The sequence below is a fragment of the Paenibacillus sp. FSL R7-0163 genome, assembly GCF_037969975.1.
Classification (GTDB): Bacteria; Bacillota; Bacilli; order Paenibacillales; family Paenibacillaceae; genus Paenibacillus_AQ; species Paenibacillus_AQ odorifer.
The window spans coordinates 1,271,046-1,293,209 of the sequence record NZ_CP150224.1 but is presented as its reverse complement, the minus strand read 5'-3'; the positions used below and the strand labels follow the sequence as shown (position 1 = coordinate 1,293,209).

Below are 22,164 nucleotides of genomic sequence, written 5' to 3'. Positions count from 1 at the left end.
TTTACTTATCCGTTCTTCGGAATTCATACTATTACTTGTGAATATACCCAAAGGTAAGGCACCATGTCAAGTCGCAGGGGCAGAATCCTTCTCAGCAGATTCATCTTGAAGCGGCGGCACAGGATCAAGTCCTCCAGGATGAAAGGGATGACATCTGGCAATCCGCTTAGCTGCAAGCCATGAGCCTTTCAGTGGACCATGGACTTCAATGGCTTCCAAGGCATAGGCAGAGCAGGTTGGATAGAAGCGACAGGTTGCTGGTTTAATAGGGGAAATGTACCTGCGGTACACCCGAATAGGCGCCTGAATCGTTCTGCGTAGGGTCACCATTTCTAAAGTCCCTTTTGTTTATCTGATGCTGCAACTAGTTCTTCTTCCCGGTTCTCTTCACATTCTTTGCAATAACCGAACACCTCAAATTTATGCTTGACTACCCGGAATTGATCGGGTGTATCCGTTAAATTCATCGGGCAGAAATTAATCGGGTAGGTCTTTTGGCATTGAAGGCAGATCATATGATGGTGATGATCCTGATGATTGCAGCTTCCCTTGAACTTCACTCCGTCTTCAAAGACAATCTGTTCAAGCACACCAAGCTCTTCCATTACACGAAGATTGCGGTACACCGTATCAAAGCTAAGCCCGCTATACTTGCGGCCCATATGCTCATATACATCCTTCGCTGACAAATATCCCTTATTCTCGCCGAATAACTGGGCAAGCGTTTTGCGTTGGTCGGTGATTCGCAGTCCTTGCCCCGACATGACTTCTAATATTTGTTCTGTCGACAGCATACGCTCATCTCCCATAAGATCAGTTCATTTATATTTCACTCTCTTAATAATGCCCCAAAATAAATGCCCCGTCAATGAAGCACAATGAAGCACCCCTACATAACCAATGAATTATTATATTTAAACAAAAGCCCGGCTGCGTATTCCTTTACGGAATATTCAGCCGGGCCTTTATTGTAGATAATTCCCCAATAGAGCTTATAGGGATATTCCTATTCTGTTATTTCTTTGCTGGAAGTGGAGTGATGAGGAAATTGACCGGCAAGTTACTGCCTGAAGCTGCTGTGAACAAAATCTCCACACTGCCGCCATACTCACCACTACGATAAACCACACTGTTCATATCAGCATTAGCAAGACTTCCCACGCTTGGCATATGCACGATTTGATTATTAACCATAACCGGCCCCATATAGTTACCGCCACGTGGATTAAACGTAATCAAGGAGTTTGGTGCAACATTTTCGAATCTGATCTTGTATAATACCCCGAAATTACCGGCATTGGATGCTTCCTTACCTGCCATTGGGTCTACGCCAGCCAGGTTCTTATCACTGGAATTATCGCCTAGCAGAAGTTTTGCAGGGGTTTTTCCTACCTCATCGGTAACCGTGATAATACGAGTAGAATCTTCGTAAGTTCCCCGATTATGCACTCCGTCTTGATCCAGAACTGGAAGTGTTGGAAGTGTAGTCAGTGGATCTTTATTCGCATCAATTAACATGACATTATAATCGATTGGATAATCACTAAATAAGTCCGCTTGCAGTGAAACAATTTCACTTGGTTTCATCGCAATTTGGTTTAGATCCGTCAGAATTGAGACGCTTTCCCCGGGTTGCAGAACAATCGTTTTATAATGCTCATTTGTAAGCATAGATTTCCAATAACGTTCTACAGACATTTTACCTGTACCTTCAGGATATGTGCTTGGGCCTGCAAAGCCAACATATTCTGTTGTAAGCGTAGTTGGGTAAAGATTGTTATTCGTAGCAATCACATACACTTTAGCTTTAATATTCAGGTTATTCTTGTGGTGAATCAAGAAGCGGGTTTTACCTAATGAAGTCTCACGGTAAGTAACACCTTCTGTATACACCGTTTCTGGGCTGTTGCTGCGAATTAGTTTATAAGGCTCGGAAGAAAGATTATAAGCTACTTGCTGCCAAGTAGGAACCATCGATCCATCGATGCTAAACACACTGCCCGGAGATGCAAATAATCTGTTGAAATCTTCTTTACTGTACAAGATTTCATCCGAAATATTAACGGTTTTCTCAAAGGTACTGATCGCGCCATGTGAATCTTTTACTTGGACAGCAATTGTCGCTGGACCCGGAGTAAAGAAAGCTTCTGCTTTGTTCGTCCAAGTTACGGTAATTTCATCACCATCAGGATCGTTACTTAGATCGGTATAAGTAATCATTTCACCCATCTTATATGAATCCTTGTCTGTAGTGAAATTAGCAACTGGAGGTGTATTAGGTTTAAGCACTGTGATGGTCATGGAGTAAGGATCACTCCACTGTTGATTCGCATCCATTACGGAATAGGTTACTACATAATATCCTGGTTGATCATAGATATCCTGCTTGTTACCTCCCCAGCTTTCATCCACAATAGCTACACCATTTGGTGACGAGCTGGAGGTAACGAAGGTCACTGGTTCGCCGGCGTAAATTTCAGTTGGCACTGTGAAAGAAGCTTTAGGTTTGTTGTTTAATGTAAGGATTACCCGCTTTTGTACATTATCAACGGTGTAAGGAATGCCCAGTGCCCCAGTTATGGATGTCAATGGAACCATGAAAGTACCCTTGTATTGGTAAGCTGGACCTTTCATTGTCTTCTTTTCACCATTAACTGTATAGACCTTGCTGTCGGTCTTAAAGCGCATAACGTCGCTTCCCTTGGTAACAATGGTTTCTTTCGTTTTATAATCATAAACGTATTTCACACCTACACGTTCTACCATAGCCCGGATCGAAACGTAGGACACGCCGTTTTTCACTGCCATAGGCTGATTAGCTAAATATTCCTGGCCGTTCTGATACATTTTGTTGCTGTTCATCATAAGGATAAGCTGATTGCTAGCCGCAGCACGAGCACCATCTGTTGTTGTAGTAGGTTCTGTAGTAACTCCAGGTGTTGCAGTTGGAAGCGGTGTTGCAGTAGGTTCAATTGTTGCTGTAGGTTCAACAGTAGTCGTAGGATCAACTGTCTCTGCAGGAATAGGAGTTGGTGTTGGTGACACTACTCCTCCTGGCGTCTCCGTCGGCAATGGCGGCAATGGATCGGTAGATTCTGGCATTACCTCCGGCGCAGCTGAAACAACTGTCCCTATTACAGTAGTATTACTTGGGGTATTATTGACAGCTTCAGCAAAAGCCGGCACTGCCGATGCGGCCTGAGATACAGCCAAAACAGCAACTAACGTTAACTTTTTCAAATCCATGATATAACTCCTCTGCTCCTATTTGTAAATATAAGTAGGACTCTATCTTTTTCATACTCCTCTTATATTCCCCGCAAAATGCTACCACCCACGATAGGGCGGCAAAAAGCTTTTGCCACGATCGTCATAACAAACATAGTATTAGACGCATGCCACTATAAAAAGTTTCATTATTAAGTAAAGAAAGATTAACGCTGTATTAAATAACATTCTACAACCACGCTGTTTCCCCTGAAAAAAATGAGATTTTTTCTATAAATATGTTTATTTTTCGTCTGACTATATTCGCTTTCATTTGCTTTTGTTACAATGTATGGAAGAATATCTTTTACATGCGAGGGATAACATGTCCAAAAAAATCTCCATCCTCGTTCAATTAATCATGGGCTTCTCTCTAATCATCTTCACCATCGTAGGATTCACCATTTTTTTGTCCTACCGCTCTTCCTCTCAAGCTGTTTTAAACCGCTCCAACCAATATATCCTGGAATCCGTCAAGCAACTTCAAGGTAAAATGGACGCAATTCTTCAGGATAACGATAAGCTTTCTTCTACGATCATGTTCAGTCCCTTGATTCAAGAAACCTTGGGAGACTTAGCGTTGTCACGTTCACCTCGTACAGACGCCATGGAAATTACTCGTTACATAGATCAACAGACACGTTCCATAAACTCTGACATCCAGTTCAAGCTGCTCGGGCTGTCCGATGATCAGGTGTATACCAACAGCAGTTCCTTAAAGGTCATCTGGGACAGCGAAAAGGAAATCCGTGATGCTTATTGGTTTCCGGCTATAGCACAGAATAAAGGCCGAATGGTCTGGTTCGGTGTAGATGTATGGCAGAACGGTAATATCCCTGTGGTGATGGGTGCCAGACAAATTAATGATTGGAATGATCTAAACCGGTTAGGAACCCTGTTTCTTGTCCTCCCTGTCGAGGTTATCCATAACGCTGTCAGCCAATTTCACCTCGGCAAAAATGAGAAAATCCAAGTTGTTGATTCATTTAATACCATTGTCTATTCCACAGATCCAAAAGAAATTGGACTCTATATGAACGACGGGCTTCTAAAACAATTCAGCAATCATAAAGCCAGAATCATTCCACAAAAAATAAACTCACGCAATCTATTCGTATCCTATGCCTATTCCGACTATAGCGAGTGGAGCGTTTTTGCTTACATTGATTCTAAAGACGCTGTCAAAGATTTAAATACGATTCGCCGGAATATTATTTTAATTGGCCTGCTGGGGATGGGCGCTGCCCTACTATTCACTTTCTTTTTCTCTTGGACCCTATCCAAGCCCCTTCGTAATCTGGCAACCAAGCTGAGCAATGTCGAACGGGGAACTACTTTACCTTTTGTAAAAACAACCATGAACAAAGAAATGGCTATCCTTTATTCAAGCTATAATTCGATGCTCCAAAACCTGGATCATACTATCGCTGACCTATCCAGCAAGCAGATCAGTGAAAAGCAAGCTCAGATCGTAGCACTCAAAGCGCAATTCCGCCCGCATTTCCTTTATAACACTTTGAATACAATCTATTGGTCGCTCGCCAACAAACGCATGCAGGAAGAGTCCCAAATGGTACTCGCTCTAAGTGACCTGCTCCGCTATAGCATTGACCGCGGATCCGAATTCGTTACAGTTGAGGAGGATTTAAAGCAATTAGAACGGTTCATTTTTCTCCAGAAGCTGCGCTACGAGGACAAATTGCAGATTGATCTTTTTGTAAATCCTGAGGTTATGAATGGCCAGCTTATGAAATTAACCCTTCAGCCACTTGTCGAAAATGCCATTACTCATGGACTTGAACCCACACTTCGGGAAGTATGGCTAATTCGCATACGTGCCTATAGTGAAGGAACATCTCTGGTGTTAACTGTAGAAGACAACGGGGACGGCATGAGCGAGGAAAGTATGGCAGACGCATTAGTCGGCGGTGAGGTTAATCCGGAGAAGCTGCTTCATACCGGAATTGGACTATCCAATCTAAATCATCGCATAGAGCTGATCTACGGACAGGAATTTGGTCTACAGCTATCAACAAGCGAGCTTGGTGGCTTATTTGTGAAAGTCACTGTTCCATTACAGTATGATCAAAGTTAAGGAGGCACAACGATGAATGTGTTAATCGTGGACGACGAAAGTTTTGTTCGCCGTTCTCTGTCAGAAATGCTGGGAAGTGCGAATCATAACTTTAGCATTATTGGCTCGGCAGAGAACGGTTTAGAAGCTGTGCAACTGTTAAAAGAGCATATGGTTGATCTGGTGATATCCGATATACGAATGCCCGGCATGGATGGACTGGAACTTGCAAAGCATATCCATGAATGTTATCCAGACACTGAAACCGTGCTGCTCACAGGTTATCAGGATTTCACCTATGCTAGTCAAGCCATCCGTTATGGTGTAAAGGAATATTTGGTTAAACCAAATTCAGTAGAACATATTCTTGAAGTCGCAACAGGCGTATATGAACGTCTTCAATTGAAGAAACAGCAGAGGCAATTAACGCAGCTGAGAGAAAAAAACCTTCGGGAGAAACGCTTATCTGATCTTCTTTACGGTATCCCGTTACCCTATTTTGAAGAACAACTTATTCCTCCTTTTCATTCCTTTGTAGTCATAACCGTAAACCATCTTGGAGTAGGCATGCCGCAGAACTGGTCGGAACAAGCCATGTATGCAGCGGTCGTTAATATATTAGAAGAATGTTTTGCGCTATACGCCAATGTTGTTGGTATTCAAGAGGAGCAGGAAGCCATCATGCTATTATTCTATCCTCTTGAGCAGCCTAACGGCGTGGATGAGGTATTGACACAAGAACTGCTGCATAAGCTGTCGGGTATTCTGAAATCGCCATTCTGTGCAGGGGTCTCCAACCCTCACTATCAATTGGGGGCACTCGCGACCGCCTATCACGAGAGTCTGGAAGCTTGTCAGCAGGTCAAAAAAGAGAGTACGCCATCCGTTATCTTTTTCAGAGACCTCACCATACATTCGGCTTCTCCACAGCTCGCTGAACAATTACAAGTAAAGGCAACGCGCAGGGTAATCTCTATGATGATTGAGGTTATGAATTCCCGGCTCCAAGAGAATCTCTCCCTCAAAATGATCGCAGATGAACTGTATATGAATCCTACCTATCTCGGCCGATTGTTTAAAGATGATGTAGGGGAACCTTTCTCTAGCTTCCTTACCAAACTTCGTATTCAAAAAGCTACTGAATTATTAGAGAATGTTACTCTCAAGGTATATGAGGTTAGCGAATTAGTAGGCTTTAAGGATCCTGCATATTTCAGCCTTATTTTTAAGAAATACATGGGGATGACTCCTCAGGAATTTCAGAAGCACAACAAATAAAGTAGAGGTGTGTTTCTCTTGAATGTAAATGGTAAGTTGATTACTGTCCTATTAACATTTGGCTTGTTACTTAATACAAGTGGTTGTCAGCTCTCCCCTTCCAAGGAAGATACCGCTTTACAAGACCCGATACAGCTGAACATCTGGCTCACTGCCGGATCAGGTCTTGAGTTGCTCATTGACCAATATCAATCTCAACATCCCGAGCTAGAGATTCATATTCAGACCTCCACCTCCACGCAGCTTCCAGCCAAGCTACAGACTTCATTCGCAGCAGGTTATAGTTCCCCGGACGTGGCTGCCATTGATATTAGCTATTTGGATCGCTTCAAACAGTTCCCTGATTATTTTTATAACCTAAAAACTTTTGAAGCTGACAATCTGAAGGACCAATTTCTGAATTGGAAGTGGCAGGAGGTGCTGGGTAATGATTTTATTTTCGGATTACCAACGGAAATTGGACCCTATGCCATGTTATATCGAACGGATATATTCGCATTATCAGGTCTCCCTACTAAACCAGAGGAAGTGGCTAAAGAAATCCAAACTTGGGAGCAATTCCTTGAAGCGGGCAGCAAAGTACAGGAGAGAACAGGAAAAGCTTTTGTAAATGACTTGGAGAACCTCTATCTCACCCTTCTACGTCAATCCAAGCTTCAATATTACAGTCCCACAACGCAAGAATTGATCCTCGACAATAATCCAGCGGTCAAACGAGCCTGGGACTTCTCAATTCAAGCCCTTAAGCTAAATCTGTCCGCCAGTATTGCAGTGGATACGCAACGCTGGGGTGCTGGCCTGCTCAACGGAGATTTTGCAGTCATGCTCTGTCCGGCTTGGATGATTGGTCATATCAAGAGCAGTGCTCCAACTGCCAGCGGTTTATGGAATGTAACACAAATCCCAGAAAACAGCGCTAATCGCGGAGGCTCCGTTCTGACCTTACCAAAGACAGGTAATCATCCTGATGAATCCTTTGCTCTTATTAAATGGCTAACCGAACCAACGCAGCAATTGGTTTCGTTCAAGGTACAAGGGGCTTTCCCTTCCACCCCCGAAATCTATGATGACCCAGAGATCCACGATCTGCATGATCCTTATTTTCCTAATTCAGAGCTTGGTCTGACCCTTTCGTCAGCAGCAAAAGCAGTAATTCCGACCTATTACGGCCCTCATCACGCTGACGTGGAGACAAGCATGCTCGAATACTTGACCAAAGCTGAAAAAGGCGAGCTAACTCCTGAACTGGCTTGGACCCTTGCTGTTCAAGCCGCAAAGCAAATAGACAGCTCCTTCCGCTAAGTAATATCATAAAAAAGGCTCTCCCCGGCTAAATTAGCCTGCTGGGGAGAGCCTTTTTTTAAATCATTTTCGCTTTATTTTTGCGCAGCCAGGAAAGCATCCAGCTGTTTTTGTTTCTCTGCAATAATCTTATCGAGCCCTGCCTTTTTCAGCTTATCAGCATACTTAGTCAGTACGGTATCAGGATCAACAGAACCCGTATCCAAACTGATGTCGTATTCATCCATTACAGCTTTACAAGCAGCCATTTCAGTCTTCATCGCGGAGGCGTCGAAGTTGAAACCAAGCGCTACAGAAGCTTTACCTTTAGAGTTAAAGGCTTTGAATTGTTCCCATTTGTCTGGAGCTTCACTTTCCCACACGGGGTTCAGGAATTGACTTCCAAGCATCCAAGCTGCAGCCGTATTATAATCAGCTGTTTTGTCTGTAGCTTTGATCGTATCACCACTTACGACTTCATAGTGAACACCTTTTATACCGAAAACAAGCAGATTGTTGATATCTTTATCTGTGTGCAGAATATCTAGCACCATCATAGCCCGGGCCGGATCACCAGAGGAAGCAGAGATCGCAAGCATAGATCCAGCAGCATCACTTGTAGAAATCGTTGGATCATTGAATGCAATTTGTTTCAGCTTGCCAACCAAGCCGGTAGCATTCGCCAGCTCACTATCTTTACCTGGTTTAAGCGATTGCACTGTCATAAAGACATTGCCAGCCTTCATTGCATCCTGAGTCGAATTCGTAGCAACTGCGGCGTCTTTGTTAATGTAACCCTTTTTCATATACTCACGAGTAAGTTTAATGATTTCTTTATAACGATCCATCTCAATCATCGATTGAATCTTAGTATCTGAGGAATCTTTAAGCAGAACACCAGGAATGGCAGCATCACCAAGGGTATCGTATTGTGCCATGTACTGTGAGTTAAAGGTCTCACCTTGTTTGAAATACAATGGAGTCAGGTCAGGTCTTTTCTCCTTCACTACTTTGAGAACTGCATCCAGATCTTGAATGGATTTCACATTCGACATATCGATGCCCAGTTCATCCGCAATATCGGAGCGATAGACTACCCCACCTTGTGCAGCCAGCTCCTTGTTTGTAGGAACAGCATAATTCACACCATTGATCGCTGAACCTTTTAAGAATTGTGGATCCAGATTTTTTAGAATCCCTTGGCCGTATTCATTTAGGAGATTACCATATTTGCCGCTATCGTCATTAATCGGGAGATAAGCGCCTTTAGCTGCATTCGTTACGTAGTTCTTCCATTGAGCTGTAAAGATGATATCGAATTTTTCCTGACTCGCAATTTTCAGATTGACATCATTGTCCCATGGACCCCAATCGATCGGTGCGATATCCAATTTGGCGTTGATTTTAGGTTCCAATAACTTATTGATTTCATCTTCTACTGCTTTTTCATCCTTTTGCACTGCGCCGACATAGATTAACTTGACGGTATAAGGCTCCAATTCTTTTGCCGGTTCGGCAGTAGGATCTGCAGCCGGCTCATCCGTAGCAGCAGCATTGGTAGCGGTTGCATTTTCGCTTGGAGCAGGTGAAGCTGCTTCATTATTCCCGTTATTCCCACCGCAGCCTGCTAAACTAAGACTCAGTACCATCGTTAGCAATAGTGTCATTAGTGCGCTTTTTCTAACAGCTTTCATATACACCATAACCTCCCTCAAAATATTTATATATGCTGAATCGGCCGTTCACACCTTAGCATAAAGCGGCCGAATTAAGCCATGACAATCGTCCTTAACCTTTGACAGCACCCACGGTAAGCCCTTTAATAAAATACTTCTGGAAGAAGGAATATACAAACACGATAGGTCCAATACCAATAACAGCCATCGCCATTCTTACCGTTTCTGTCGGAATATTGATCTCTACACCTTGTGCAGCTAAGGCAGCCATCGCCTGAGGACTTGCAGTCAGGAACTGAACATTCAGCATCGTCTTATACATTAGGTATTGTAAATTGACATGACCTTCGGGTGAGATAAAGATCAAACTAAGGTACCAATCATTCCAATAGGCCAGGGTCTGAAACAAACCTACTGTAGCTAACACTGGCATAGACAAAGGCAAAATAATTTGAACGAAGATCCGGAATTCTGGTGCCCCATCGATCTTAGCAGATTCGATTAAAGCTGGCGGTATGGTATTGGCAAAAAAGGTCCGTAAGATGATAACAAAGAAAGCAGAAACCAGCAGCGGCATAATTAGAATCCATAACGTATCCTTCATATGCATCATTCGCGTGTAGACCAGATACCAAGGCACAAGGCCACCATTAAACAACATTGTAAAAAACATAAAAAATGAGAAGAAATTACGATGTGGAAAATCTCCACGTGAGATAGGGTAAGCGTACATAGCCATAATGATAAGACTCAGAATCGTGCCCACCACAGTCACAAATAACGAAACGGAAGCTGCATCGATAATTTGCCAATAATCTTTTAACAGAAATTCATAAGAAGAAATATCCCACTTGTTAGGAAAAAAGCTGTACCCGTTCTGAATAACGGAATTCTCGTCCGAAAACGATACAATAACTACGAGGATCAGCGGCACCACACAAATCGCTGTGTATATCCAAAAGAATATATTAATTAGCAAATTAGATATATTAGATATTTCATTGGGTTGTCTTTGCCGTTTTGTGCGCTTTCCTGTACGCCGTGACGACCCTATTGCTGTTTCTGTCTGGCTCAACACTCCCACCTCCCTTTAAAATAAAGCATCATCTTTACTGATTCGTCGCACTGCTAGATTCGCCAAGAAAATCAATAGAAATCCTACAACAGATTGAACGAGACCCGCGGCTGAAGACATTCCTATATCACCGATTGCAAGGAAGGTCTGATATACATAAGTGTCGATAACCTGCGTCGTCGAGTATAACGCTCCTGCATTTCTCGTAACCTGAAAGAATAATCCGAAGTCTGCGTTAAAAATCCTACCTATCTGCAGCAGCGTCATTACTATAATAACTGGACTGATCAGGGGCAGCGTGATTTTTCGAATCTGCTTCCATTTAGAAGCTCCATCAATAAGTGCCGCCTCATAATATTCATTATCTATTCCAATGATAGCGGCCATATAAATAACCGTTGTATACCCAATCTCTTTCCATATCTTCACAATTACAAGAATCCCAGGCCAATATTTAGACTGTGAATACCATTCGATAGGATCTACCCCAAAGAACGGGAGTAATGTCTTGTTCATGAACCCATGCTCTGCACTCAGAAAGCCGTATACTAAGTAACTTACGACGACCCAAGAGAGAAAATAAGGGAGAAACATAGCGCTTTGATGGAATTTCGATAGCCATCTGCTACGCATTTCATTAAACATAATTGCGAAAGCTAGCGAAAAAAATAGCGTCAGTATAATAAACGCCGTATTATACAATAACGTATTCCTCGTAATGATCCAGGCCGTCTCCGTCGAGATTAAATATTTGAAGTTTGCTAACCCGACCCAATCACTACCTAGAATCCCTTTTTGGTAATTGATATCCTTAAATGCAATTACCGTTCCTAACATCGGTATGTAGTTATTGATGATTAAAATCACTATCGCAGGTAACATCATCAAATAGAACACCCAATATTTCTTCATTACTCTAAGAAAATTCGGCGTTCTTCCCCTGCCTGGTTTCTTTACTTCTGACAAGCTGACGGAAGGATTCGTCACACTCATTTTTGGTTCCCCCATTCTCCATCATCCCATTCTTAAGTCCCAAATACTCTTGCTTGCCTAACGTTTTGCGTATCCTCCTTACACTCTAATTAAAACATATGATAATTTATGGGAGTATAGGGAACATATTATATTTCTATAAAAAAAGAGACGATTATCCTCGAAAATCAAGGAAAACCATCTCTTCAGCCTCTAAATAGAGGCAAAAAATTTAATTAATCATAGCTTATGTACCTTAATCGCATTTATCACAGCCAAGAACTGATCGATAATCTTTGCTCTTTATCACAGCCAAAGGCTGGTTGATAATCTTCGTACTTTATCACAGCCAAAGGCTGATCGATAATCTTTGTACTTCATCACAGCCAAGGGCTGGTCGATAATCTTTGTACTTCATCACAGCCAAGGGCTGGTTGATAATCTTCGTACTTTATCACAGCCAAGGGCTGGTTGATAATCTTTACTCTTTATCACAGCCAAGGGCTGGTCGATAATCTTTTCTCTTCAGCACAGCCAAGGCTGGTTGATAATCTTCGTACTTTATGGTCGATAATTCCTGTCTTAGATTAACTAGGCAATCAGCCCTTGTGTTCTCAGAGAGGCCCACATCCGTAGGTGTGGGCCGGCCCCTATACTACTACGAAGAGGGGTGAGGGAGAAGGAACGGAGAGGAAGTTTGGAACTGTAGGAGCGTAGCGTTCGCCTTTATCCTCGGATTTCAACCGCTAATAGCGGTTTCTAATCAAGAAATCTGAGGATAACAGCGACCGGAAGTCCAAACATTCCTTGTAGCGACGCTAACCTCGCCACTCAGCAACAAACATTCCTTGGAGCGACGCTAACCTCACCACTCACCACTCAGCAACAAACATTCCTCAGAGCGACGCCGACCTCACTGCACTTCGGTCCGGCATCGGTCGCGATACTCCTTAGGCGACATCCCCGTCTGCTTCTGAAATACCTTGGTAAAATAACGCCGCTCCTGATAACCAACTCCCGAGCCAATCATCGTAATACTCTTATCGCTGTTAGTTAGCATAAACTTAGCAGCTTCAATTCGTTGTAGGGTCACGTATTCCACAAAAGTCATAGCAAAACGATTCTTAAATAAGAGACAGAAATAACTGCCACTAATCCCGATCTTATTCGCCACTTCCTCAATCCCAATATCAGAATGGAGATGTTCTGTGATGTACTTAGCTGCTTGGTTCATCAGCTGATCCGGTGTTTTTTTGCCAGAATCATCTTCACCTTCAGGGATTTCCTGAAAAATTGGAATGCTATTATACAGTTTATTCTTAAACTGCTTACTACGGATCTTAGCCCCAATTTCCCGTACCTTATTGCCAAGCTCTTCATAATGTATCGGCTTACAAATATACTCTTTAACACCTAGCCGAATCGCTTCCCGTGCATAATCAAACTCCTGATATCCGGTAAGAAGCAGCACCTCGCTATCCAATCCCATCTCCCGCAACTTACCGATAAAAGTTAACCCGTCCATCACTGGCATACGGATGTCACATAACACAAGATCAGGCTGTTTCTCCTCGGCAATACGCAAAGCATCCATTCCACTTCGCGCCATACCGACAACCTCCATCCCCATCTCCTGCCAAGGCAACACCCTGTTCAGATTATTCAGAATTGGGGCTTCGTCATCAACCAATAATACTTTTAGCATAATGATCTTCCCCCTGCTCGTATTTAGGTATGACACATTGGATAATAGTACCATGACCTGGACTAGAACAGATAAATATTCCGTACCTGTCACCGTATTCAATGCGGATGCGATCTGCTACACTGCGAATACCAAGACCTCTGCGTTCAAGATTCATCCGGTTATCCCGTTCAACCTTAACTTCTTGCTCCACAGGATCATTCACAATATATTGAAAAATAGCTAACTGAGACGGTGTAATACCAATACCATTATCTTCAATACGTAAAATCAAATCCCCCTGCTTCTCCCAAACTTTCACAGAAACATGACCTTTGTAATCAATGCCCTCAAATCCATGTTGAATGCTGTTCTCTACAAGCGGTTGTAAAGTGAGTTTAAGGATACCGCAACTCATCAATTCATTCGGAATATCGATCTCATATTCGAACAAATCTTCAAAGCGGAATTTTTGTATATCCAAATAATTGCGCAAATGTTTAACTTCTTCATCCAGCGTAATCTCTTCCCGATCCTGAATGCTTATTCGCAAAATACTGGCCAGCCTGTAGACCATCTCACTAACTTTTTTACCTTCATTCTGTATAGCGAGAACATTGATTGATTCTAATGTATTGAATAAAAAATGTGGTTTAATCTGTGCCTGCAGAACACGCATCTCAGCTTGATTCTTGCGACGCTGCTCCACATGAATTCTGTTAAATAACCCATTAATTTTATCCATAAGATCATTAAATCCCTTAGCAAGCAGCGTTAACTCATCATTTCCTTTAACTTCTACCCTAGTGGTCAGATCTCCGTCTTCAACCCGGCGCATAAAACGAACAATGACGGCGATGCCGCCGGTAATCCGGTTCATAAAAAATAAATTGAAGATCACAGCTGCCAATAAGCAAAGGAAAATCACAGCGACGAACCAGCGAGCAAATACTGTAACTTCGTGAGACAACGTATTCCAAGAAGTCACAGATACCAGACTCCATGGATAGTCCTTCAAGTGATACATGGAAAGAATGCTTTTCTCCCCGTTGTACTCTGTTTTGAAACTCTGAAACCCTTTTTTAAAGGTAATCTCTTTATCCGCGAAAGACTGGAAGTCCTGTCCATCCAGCTTTTGATCTGGGTCAAAAAGAATCATTCCATCATCATTTACAAGCATAAAGGAAACATCCTGATTGCTATCCCCAATTTTTAGATTGCGAAATATGGATTCGAACTCCCAATTCTTGATCTGCACAACTAGGATACCTATGTTCTGAAAGAAGCTCAATTCCTTCACTAAGCGAATTTGTGTAAACACAGGTTCAGTACCCGTAAGCTCGGGATACTCGTGAGGAGCCAGCCATTTCGGCACACCATTCAAGTCCATAACTTCCTGGTACAGATCACTTTTTTTGAATGTATCATAGGGTAGCGTTCGGAAATTTTCCTTGTTAAAAAGCGACACGATTTCAGAGTTACCTCTACCGTTAAAATTGTACAAAAACGCATAACTGATCGATGGATGATTAAACAACAGACTACGGAAATTGCGCTGGCTCGCATTCAGATTCAGTTGCTCAGCATCAGTCAAATCCTGATTGGTAGGATCATCTGCACTAAGGGCCATATGAAATACCGAGGTAGCAATTCCGTTGTCTGTAACGTTATCCATATCTTTTAGTACATTAGAAATACTGTAGCTAATCGCTTTAAGTGAGTATTCCGACTGCTGGCTGTACTTTTTCTCAATAGAATTATAAGTCACAAAAAACATAAGCATGCCTAGAATAAATAAAGGAATGATAATCAGGCCCAAAAATGCCGTAAATAATTTATAGCGCAAATTCATCGGCTAGTGCTCCTGACTGAGAATAAAGTTATCCTTTTACGCCGCCCGCTGTTACACCTTCAATAATCTTCTCCTGCAGAATAGCATAAATGATAATTACCGGCAGGACGCTGAAGACGATACCGGCTGACATTTGTGCATAGTTCATTTGGTATTGATCACGGAATTGGACCATACCTACTGGAAGCGTTCGCAGCTCGTCATTCGACAGGAAGTAGTTAGCTAGCAAGAACTCGTTCCAATTTCCCAGGAAATTAACAATGAATACAGTAACCATAGCCGGAACCGTTAGAGGTACAATAATTCTAGCAAAGATACCCGGTGCCTTCAAGCCATCCATGACCGCAGCTTCTTCTATTTCTCTAGGTAAATTTCGCATAAATGCTGCTAAAATAATTATGGTAAATGGAATCGCATTGGCGATATAAGGAATGATCAACGCCCAGTGGGTGTTCAGTATTCCTAACTTACGTACAATCGTATAAATCGGCAGCATTAAAGCATTATTCGGAATGAGCATTCCTACTAAAACCAGTGAGAACAAAATAGTATTCCATTTCCCCTGACGCATCCGCGTAACCGCAAAAGCAAACATAGACGCAAGCAGAATGGACACTACAGAAGCAAGTATCGAAATGTACAAACTGTTGAAAAAGTAAGTACTGATCTTGGCATTTACCCAAGCTTCGACGTAGTTATTGAAGACGAATTCCTTTGGAATGCCAAAAGGATTAAGCGCAATCTCATTATTATCCTTTTTCACAGAAGAGAATAATACGAATAGGAAAGGAAACAGGATCACTAACAAATAGAATAAAAGGGCAATATGTGGCAGACTCTTTTTCAGGGCGCGTGGCATCAGTATTCAATCCTTTCTGTACGACGTGCAATCAGCAGCTGATAAAGGACTGTAACCACCAGTGTAAACGCAAAGATCAGGACAGCGATGGCATTTCCGTATCCATACTTAAAGTTCGTGATCGCATATTTAATCATGTATGTTGCCATTACATCGGTTGAACCTGCAGGTCCCCCCTTAGTCATAACGATGACAATATCCGCCGCTTTCATTGCTCCAGCAATGGATAGCATAATTACAACCGAGATGATCGGTACGATTAGTGGGAGCGTGATACGGGTAGCGCGTTGAAATCCGGTTGCGCCGTCAATGGCTGCAGCTTCATCCAATTCACCAGGAATAGCTAGAATCGCCGCTAGGACCATAACGATATAAAATCCAGTCCACTGCCAAGCATTCGTCAACAAAATAGAAAGCATTGCAAATCTCTCATCTGACAGCCAGTAAATAGGATTAATTCCTACTAGACTAAGGAGCTTATTAAAAAGTCCAATGTTGGGCTCATAGATAAACCCCCAGAGAATACCGATAACTGCTGTAGACATAATGGAAGGCATAAAGACTGCTGTCTTATATAAGCCTTTTAACTTCTTCACATTAGAAATCAATAACGAGAAGAATACGATCAACGGTACCTGGATACATACGGAGAAAAGAATAAACCAACCGTTGTTTTTAACGGATATCCAGAATCGTTCATCTCCTAATGCTTTCTCATAATTACTTAATCCGGCTGATTTAACCGTCTCCGATACACCGTTCCAACTGGTAAAACTGTAATAAATAGAACTGAAAATGGGGTAAATGAAAAACATCGTGAACAATATCAATGCTGGAAGAACGAAAAGGAAAAATACCACTGGATTTCTTAATGCTTTATTCATGACTACCTCCGGTTGCTTTGACATCTGGCGAATAGTGAATGCTTCAGATCAAGTGCAAACACATATTTTCTTTGATTTTAAAAATGTACCCTGGATTTAGCACCAGGGTACATTCAGTTTGCAGCTATTTATTCAACTGCTGCGTTTGCTTCTTCTTGTACCTTTTGCAAAGCTTCGCCCATTTTCTCAGGAGTCGTCTGATCGCCAATCAGTTTTTGAATTTGAATGTTACTGATTTCTGTAGTTACATCAGCTTGAACAAGAGAGTCAAATGCTGGGAACGAAGATTGTGAGTTGTTAAGTACACCTACGATTTCGCTCATCAGATCATCAGTAATATTCTCATTCAATACGTTTTGGTCAATCTTCATTGCTGGCAATACACCATCTTCAACAAGTCCACGCAATTGCATTTCTTCATTAAATAAGTTTTTAATAAAAGATTTCACAGCAGCCAATTGACGTGGATCTTTCTCAGCAGATGCAGAGAAACCATAACCATTGTTCACATCGCGCATCAATGCAGTTTGGTCGCCCGCTCCGCCTTCAACTGCTGGGATATTGAAGAAGCCAACTTTACCGATCAAACCTTCGCCAGATTGGCCAGTTTTAAATACGGAGGATTTCCAAGTACCATCATACAGCAGGATCGCTTCACCACTAGTAAATTGTGTTGTGTATTCAGCATATTCAAAGCCAAGTTCGCCTTTTTTGAAGTAGCCTTTATCAACCCATTCTTTATATTTCGCAAATCCTTTTACTACATTTGGATCAGACCATTTAGCTTCGCCTGTTGCAAATTTAGCAGTTACATCTGGACCTGCATAACGTGACCACAAGTGGTTAGCTAACATAAGTGGTACCCAACCAGCTTTGGATGCACCAGCCAAAGGTACTTTTCCATCAGCCTTGATATCAGCCAATTGTTGTTCCAATTCGGCAAACGTTGTTGGAGCCTTCCAGCCCTTGCTTGTATAGTATTCTTTGTTATAGAAGAAGCCTTCTCCAGAACCACCGATAGGCAATCCATAGATTTTTCCTTCATAAGTGAAAGGATCAAGATTTGAGAATTTATCCTTAATTCCAAGTTCCTCAAGAATTGGAGTCAGGTCAAGTAATTTACCTTCTTTAGCATAGATCTTGGAGTCAGGACTACCGAACAGATCGAAGATTTCCGGCGGATTACCCGCAGCCATTTCACCACGCAATTTTTCTTTACGGTTTACATCTGAATCTACCCCATCGAGTTTAAAGGTCAGACCCGGTACATCCTCTTGTACCTTGTTAACTACTTCTTCGAGAATAGCCAGACGTTTCTGCTTGTCTGCACCGATTTGAGTGTGACGAATCGTCATTTCAAATGGCTCGTTATTTACCGGTTCTTCTGTTGCAGGAGCATTTGTAGCGGCTGAATTAGTCGCGGTAGCGTTTCCATCTCCTTTGTTAGAAGACTCATTGTTGTTGCCTCCGCAACCAGTCAGTAAAGCTGATGATACGAAAATCAGGGACAATAGCAAAGTCATACTTTTTTTCATTTCTTGTGACCCTCCCTATATATTGATGTGCTTTACACTTCTTATTATAGAAAACAGACTTCATTATCGTAAGGTTAAGATTCATCCACTATAGGGATAAAAATCTCTAATGTAAGCGGAATCAACTACATTATAAGTTATATTACATAACACAAAAATGTTAAATCGCTTAATTTATTTGTTTTTCTCATCACAAAACTTTGTTTTCACTCTAGAAACAATTAATAAAACATCCAAATAGTCACATTACCTGACATATTCATTTATTATCCATCCCATTAACCACGTGTAACTATAGCATGTCTTTATTAGGAATAGTATAAAACTACCCCCTCAGAGGAGCTTTATCCCCTCCCTTTTTACTTCCTCATAACAAAAAACCGCACCTTCAGTGATCAACCACTGAGGGTACGGTCTCTCTTAAAAATATATATCTATTATACCAATGCCGTTTGCTTACGACCTTCTTCTACCAAGCGATATGCCCGTTGCACTTCTTCTTCTGTTGGAGAAGGTACTCCATCCAGTTCATAAGCTTTGCCGAGCATTTCCCATTTATAGATACCCATCTGATGATAAGGTAAGATTTCGAATTTCTCGACGCCATTTAAGGTTCCAATATAACGACCTAAGTTAATGAGATCCTCTTCACGATCATGAATACCAGGTACATACACATGTCGGATCCACATCTTACGATTATGGTCTGAGAGCCAGCGTGCAAGCTTCAAAGTTCGATCATTGGATTTACCAGTTAACTTGATATGCGCTTCTTCATCAATATGCTTCAGATCAAGCATAACCAAATCTGTAACGTCCAATAAGTCATTAATCTTGTCACCTTCGTTGTAGCCATTACTATCTAATGTGGTATGCAGATTCCAACGTTTTTTCACTTCCGTGAATAACTGCTTTACAAATTGCGCCTGCAAGGTTGGTTCTCCACCGGATACAGTTAACCCGCCACCGGATGAACGATAGTAGTTTATATATGGCTCGATCTCCGAAAGCACTTCTTCTAGAGTCATTTCTTTACCTTCATCTAAAGCCCAAGTATCAGGGTTATGGCAATACTGACATTTCAGCAAGCAGCCTTGCATAAACAAGACAAATCGAATACCAGGTCCATCAACGGTTCCAAAGGTTTCCAAAGAGTGTATGCGACCTTTAATCATAGGATGTCATCCTTTCGCCACGACAGACTAACAGTCCCTCTTTCAACGATGAAGCTTCCTGTCTTTGAGACTGTCATATCCCTAAATCGCGGCTATAAAATTTAAAATTTTAACAATTCTCGAACAAGATATTACCGCCCTTGAGACAAGGGCGGTATCTTCCTTGCAATTATTTCAATGTAGTACTAATTCAAAGATCTTCATGACAGAAACAAATTACATCGAACCGTGGAATGTACGGTTGATTACATCCATTTGTTGTTCGCGAGTCAGCTTGATGAAGTTAACTGCATAGCCGGATACACGAATAGTCAATTGTGGATAGTTCTCTGGGTGCTCCATAGCGTCCATCAGCTGTTCACGGTTAAATACGTTAACATTCAAATGCTGAGCGTTGTTATGGAAGTATCCATCCATCATGTGTACCAGGTTAGACTTACGGGAATCCTCGTCTTTACCAAGTGCCTTAGGTACGATGGAGAACGTGTTAGAGATACCATCTTGTGCATCGGAGTAAGGCAGTTTAGCTACAGAGTTCAGGGAAGCCAAGGCGCCTTTCTTGTCACGTCCGTGCATTGGGTTAGCACCCGGTGCGAAAGGTTCACCTTTCTTACGTCCGTCAGGTGTAGTCCCTGTCTTCTTACCGTACACTACATTCGAAGTAATGGTCAGTACCGATTGAGTTGGCACAGAATCACGATATGTTTTGTTTTTACGGATCATAGTCATGAAGGTTTCAACCAATTCTACTGCGATGCTGTCTACAGCATCGTCATTGTTACCGTAGCAAGGGAATTCGCCTTCGGTTTCGAAGTCGATCGCAATACCTTGTTCGTTACGAATAGGTTTTACTTTGGCGTATTTAATTGCGCTTAGTGAGTCAGCTGCAACGGACAGCCCAGCAATACCACAAGCCATCGTACGCAGAATGTCACGGTCATGCAGCGCCATTTCGATACGTTCGTAAGAATATTTGTCATGCATATAGTGAATGATGTTCAAAGTGTTAACATAAGTTTTAGCCAACCACTCCATCATCGGTTTGAAACGTTTCATTACTTCGTCATAATCCAGATATTCAGAAGTGATCGCTGGGAATTCCGGTCCAACTTGTGCTCCGGATTTTTCGTCTATACCACCATTGATAGCATACAGCAATGCTTTTGCCAGGTTGGCACGAGCGCCGAAGAACTGCATTTGTTTACCGATACGCATTGGAGATACGCAGCAAGCAATCGCATAATCTTCACCCCAGTATGGACGCATTACATCGTCATTTTCATACTGAATTGCACTAGTTTCAATGGAAACCTTAGCACAATATTTTTTGAAGGCTTCAGGCAATTTTTCGGACCACAGTACAGTTAAGTTTGGTTCCGGAGCTGGACCCAAGTTGTACAGGGTGTTCAAGAAACGGAAGCTGTTCTTGGTAACACGAGTTGTTCCGTCTTCAGCCATACCACCGATGGATTCAGTTACCCATGTTGGGTCACCGGAGAACAGATCATTATAGTCAGGTGTACGCAAGAATTTCACGATACGCAGTTTCATTACGAAATGATCGACGATTTCTTGTACTTGTTCTTCAGTCAAAGTACCTTCAGCAATATCGCGTTCTGCATAGATGTCCAAGAAAGAGGACACACGGCCTAGGGACATCGCTGCACCATTTTGCTCTTTAACTGCTGCCAGATACCCGAAGTATACCCATTGAGTAGCTTCTTTGAAGTTGGTCGCTGGTCTGGAAATATCCATACCATGAGCGGCTGCCATTTCTTTCAATTCGCCAAGTGCACGAATTTGCTCGGACAGCTCTTCACGCAAACGAATAATATCTTCAGTCATGGAATCAACTTCAAGCTCAGTTTGTTGTTGTTTTTTGTCTTTAATGAGGAAATCAATACCGTACAGAGCAATGCGGCGGTAGTCGCCGATGATGCGTCCGCGGCCGTAAGCATCAGGAAGACCTGTAATTACGCCGGATTTACGCACAGCTCTCATGTCTGGTGTATATGCATCAAATACGCCTTGGTTATGCGTTTTGCGAATGTTCGTAAACATGTCAACGATGTTTTGTGGAAGCTCGAAGCCGTAAGCCTTCGTAGCATCAACCATCATCTTGATCCCGCCAAATGGCTGGATGGAACGTTTGAAAGGAGCGTCAGTCTGTACGCCTACAATTTGTTCCTTGTCTTTGTCAATGTAGCCTGGAGCATGTGAAGTGATTGTGGAGACAGTATCTAGGGAAACATCCCATACGCCGCCTCTTTCTCTTTCTTCCTTGCTCAATTGGGAAATAATCTTCCATAGTTCAGTTGTGTTACTAGTAGGTCCTACGAGGAATTCTTCGTTTCCTTCATAAGGCTTAATGTTACTTGCGATAAAGTTGTTAACGTCAACTTTTCTGGACCATTTACCTTTTGTAAAACTTCTCCAACCGGATTTCACTTCTTGTACATCTTTTTCAATCACCGACATGCTAAATCCCTCCATCTATATTTATAATATTTGTAGAGATCGCGGGCTTGAAGGTTGATCCCGTGTCTCGTGAT

At 42.2% G+C, this 22,164-nt stretch carries 16 protein-coding genes and 1 other annotated feature (1 of these 17 cut by a window edge); of the genes, 3 read left to right on the top strand and 13 right to left on the bottom strand.

Features of this window, described 5'->3' with window-relative positions; genetic code table 11:
* Window positions 1-26: a binding site (T-box leader), on the bottom strand; it reaches 235 nt to the left of the window's first position.
* 40 nt (window positions 27-66) lie between these two features.
* From yidD to NST45_RS05490, 3 genes are all read right to left on the bottom strand, one after another.
* Complete coding sequence (gene yidD / locus NST45_RS05500) at window positions 67-330, bottom strand: membrane protein insertion efficiency factor YidD (protein ID WP_036682893.1); 264 nt, start codon at window positions 328-330, stop codon at window positions 67-69.
* A 2-nt stretch (window positions 331-332) separates the two neighbouring features.
* Window positions 333-794 (bottom strand): transcriptional repressor, encoded by a 462-nt coding sequence (locus NST45_RS05495; protein WP_036682896.1) that lies wholly within the window; start codon window positions 792-794, stop codon window positions 333-335.
* A gap of 220 nt (window positions 795-1,014) precedes the next feature.
* Window positions 1,015-3,246 (bottom strand): stalk domain-containing protein, encoded by a 2,232-nt coding sequence (locus NST45_RS05490; RefSeq protein WP_076223563.1) that lies wholly within the window; start codon window positions 3,244-3,246, stop codon window positions 1,015-1,017.
* Window positions 3,247-3,592: 346 nt separating this feature from the next.
* Between NST45_RS05490 and NST45_RS05485 the strand changes: the two genes are divergently transcribed.
* The 3 genes from NST45_RS05485 to NST45_RS05475 are packed head-to-tail and all read left to right on the top strand — an operon-like array spanning window position 3,593 to window position 7,921.
* A complete protein-coding gene (locus NST45_RS05485; RefSeq protein ID WP_036682901.1) occupies window positions 3,593-5,362 on the top strand; it encodes a sensor histidine kinase in 1,770 nt (589 codons plus the stop codon).
* Between the two features lie 12 nt (window positions 5,363-5,374).
* Window positions 5,375-6,619: a response regulator gene (locus NST45_RS05480; protein ID WP_036682902.1), complete on the top strand. Its 1,245-nt coding sequence runs from the start codon at window positions 5,375-5,377 to the stop codon at window positions 6,617-6,619.
* An 18-nt stretch (window positions 6,620-6,637) separates the two neighbouring features.
* Window positions 6,638-7,921, top strand: a complete 1,284-nt coding sequence (locus NST45_RS05475) for an extracellular solute-binding protein (protein WP_339825113.1) — start codon at window positions 6,638-6,640, stop codon at window positions 7,919-7,921.
* Window positions 7,922-7,995: 74 nt separating this feature from the next.
* Here NST45_RS05475 and NST45_RS05470 read toward each other — a convergent pair whose 3' ends face one another.
* The 10 genes from NST45_RS05470 to pflB form a co-directional block, all read right to left on the bottom strand.
* The gene (locus NST45_RS05470) at window positions 7,996-9,594 is read right to left on the bottom strand and encodes an ABC transporter substrate-binding protein (RefSeq protein WP_038572551.1); all 1,599 of its coding nucleotides are present in this window, start codon (window positions 9,592-9,594) and stop codon (window positions 7,996-7,998) included.
* A 94-nt stretch (window positions 9,595-9,688) separates the two neighbouring features.
* Complete coding sequence (locus NST45_RS05465; RefSeq protein WP_235219483.1) at window positions 9,689-10,651, bottom strand: carbohydrate ABC transporter permease; 963 nt, start codon at window positions 10,649-10,651, stop codon at window positions 9,689-9,691.
* Window positions 10,652-10,666: 15 nt separating this feature from the next.
* Window positions 10,667-11,644, bottom strand: a complete 978-nt coding sequence (locus NST45_RS05460; RefSeq protein ID WP_235219484.1) for an ABC transporter permease subunit — start codon at window positions 11,642-11,644, stop codon at window positions 10,667-10,669.
* A gap of 892 nt (window positions 11,645-12,536) precedes the next feature.
* Entirely contained in the window at window positions 12,537-13,328 is a 792-nt protein-coding gene (locus NST45_RS05455) for a response regulator (protein ID WP_036682908.1), read from the bottom strand.
* Entirely contained in the window at window positions 13,306-15,159 is a 1,854-nt protein-coding gene (locus tag NST45_RS05450; RefSeq protein ID WP_036682911.1) for a sensor histidine kinase, read from the bottom strand. The genes NST45_RS05455 and NST45_RS05450 overlap by 23 nt, the downstream gene beginning before the upstream one ends.
* Window positions 15,160-15,187: 28 nt before the next feature.
* On the bottom strand, window positions 15,188-16,018 hold the full coding sequence (locus NST45_RS05445; protein ID WP_036682912.1) for a carbohydrate ABC transporter permease: 831 nt from the start codon (window positions 16,016-16,018) through the stop codon (window positions 15,188-15,190).
* A complete protein-coding gene (locus NST45_RS05440) occupies window positions 16,018-16,902 on the bottom strand; it encodes a sugar ABC transporter permease (protein WP_036682917.1) in 885 nt (294 codons plus the stop codon). The genes NST45_RS05445 and NST45_RS05440 overlap by 1 nt, the downstream gene beginning before the upstream one ends.
* Window positions 16,903-17,030: 128 nt before the next feature.
* Window positions 17,031-18,437 (bottom strand): extracellular solute-binding protein, encoded by a 1,407-nt coding sequence (locus tag NST45_RS05435; protein ID WP_036682919.1) that lies wholly within the window; start codon window positions 18,435-18,437, stop codon window positions 17,031-17,033.
* Between the two features lie 437 nt (window positions 18,438-18,874).
* The gene (gene pflA, locus NST45_RS05430) at window positions 18,875-19,612 is read right to left on the bottom strand and encodes a pyruvate formate-lyase-activating protein (RefSeq protein WP_036682920.1); all 738 of its coding nucleotides are present in this window, start codon (window positions 19,610-19,612) and stop codon (window positions 18,875-18,877) included.
* A 216-nt stretch (window positions 19,613-19,828) separates the two neighbouring features.
* Window positions 19,829-22,090: a formate C-acetyltransferase gene (gene pflB, locus NST45_RS05425; protein ID WP_036682923.1), complete on the bottom strand. Its 2,262-nt coding sequence runs from the start codon at window positions 22,088-22,090 to the stop codon at window positions 19,829-19,831.
* Window positions 22,091-22,164 lie beyond the last annotated feature (74 nt).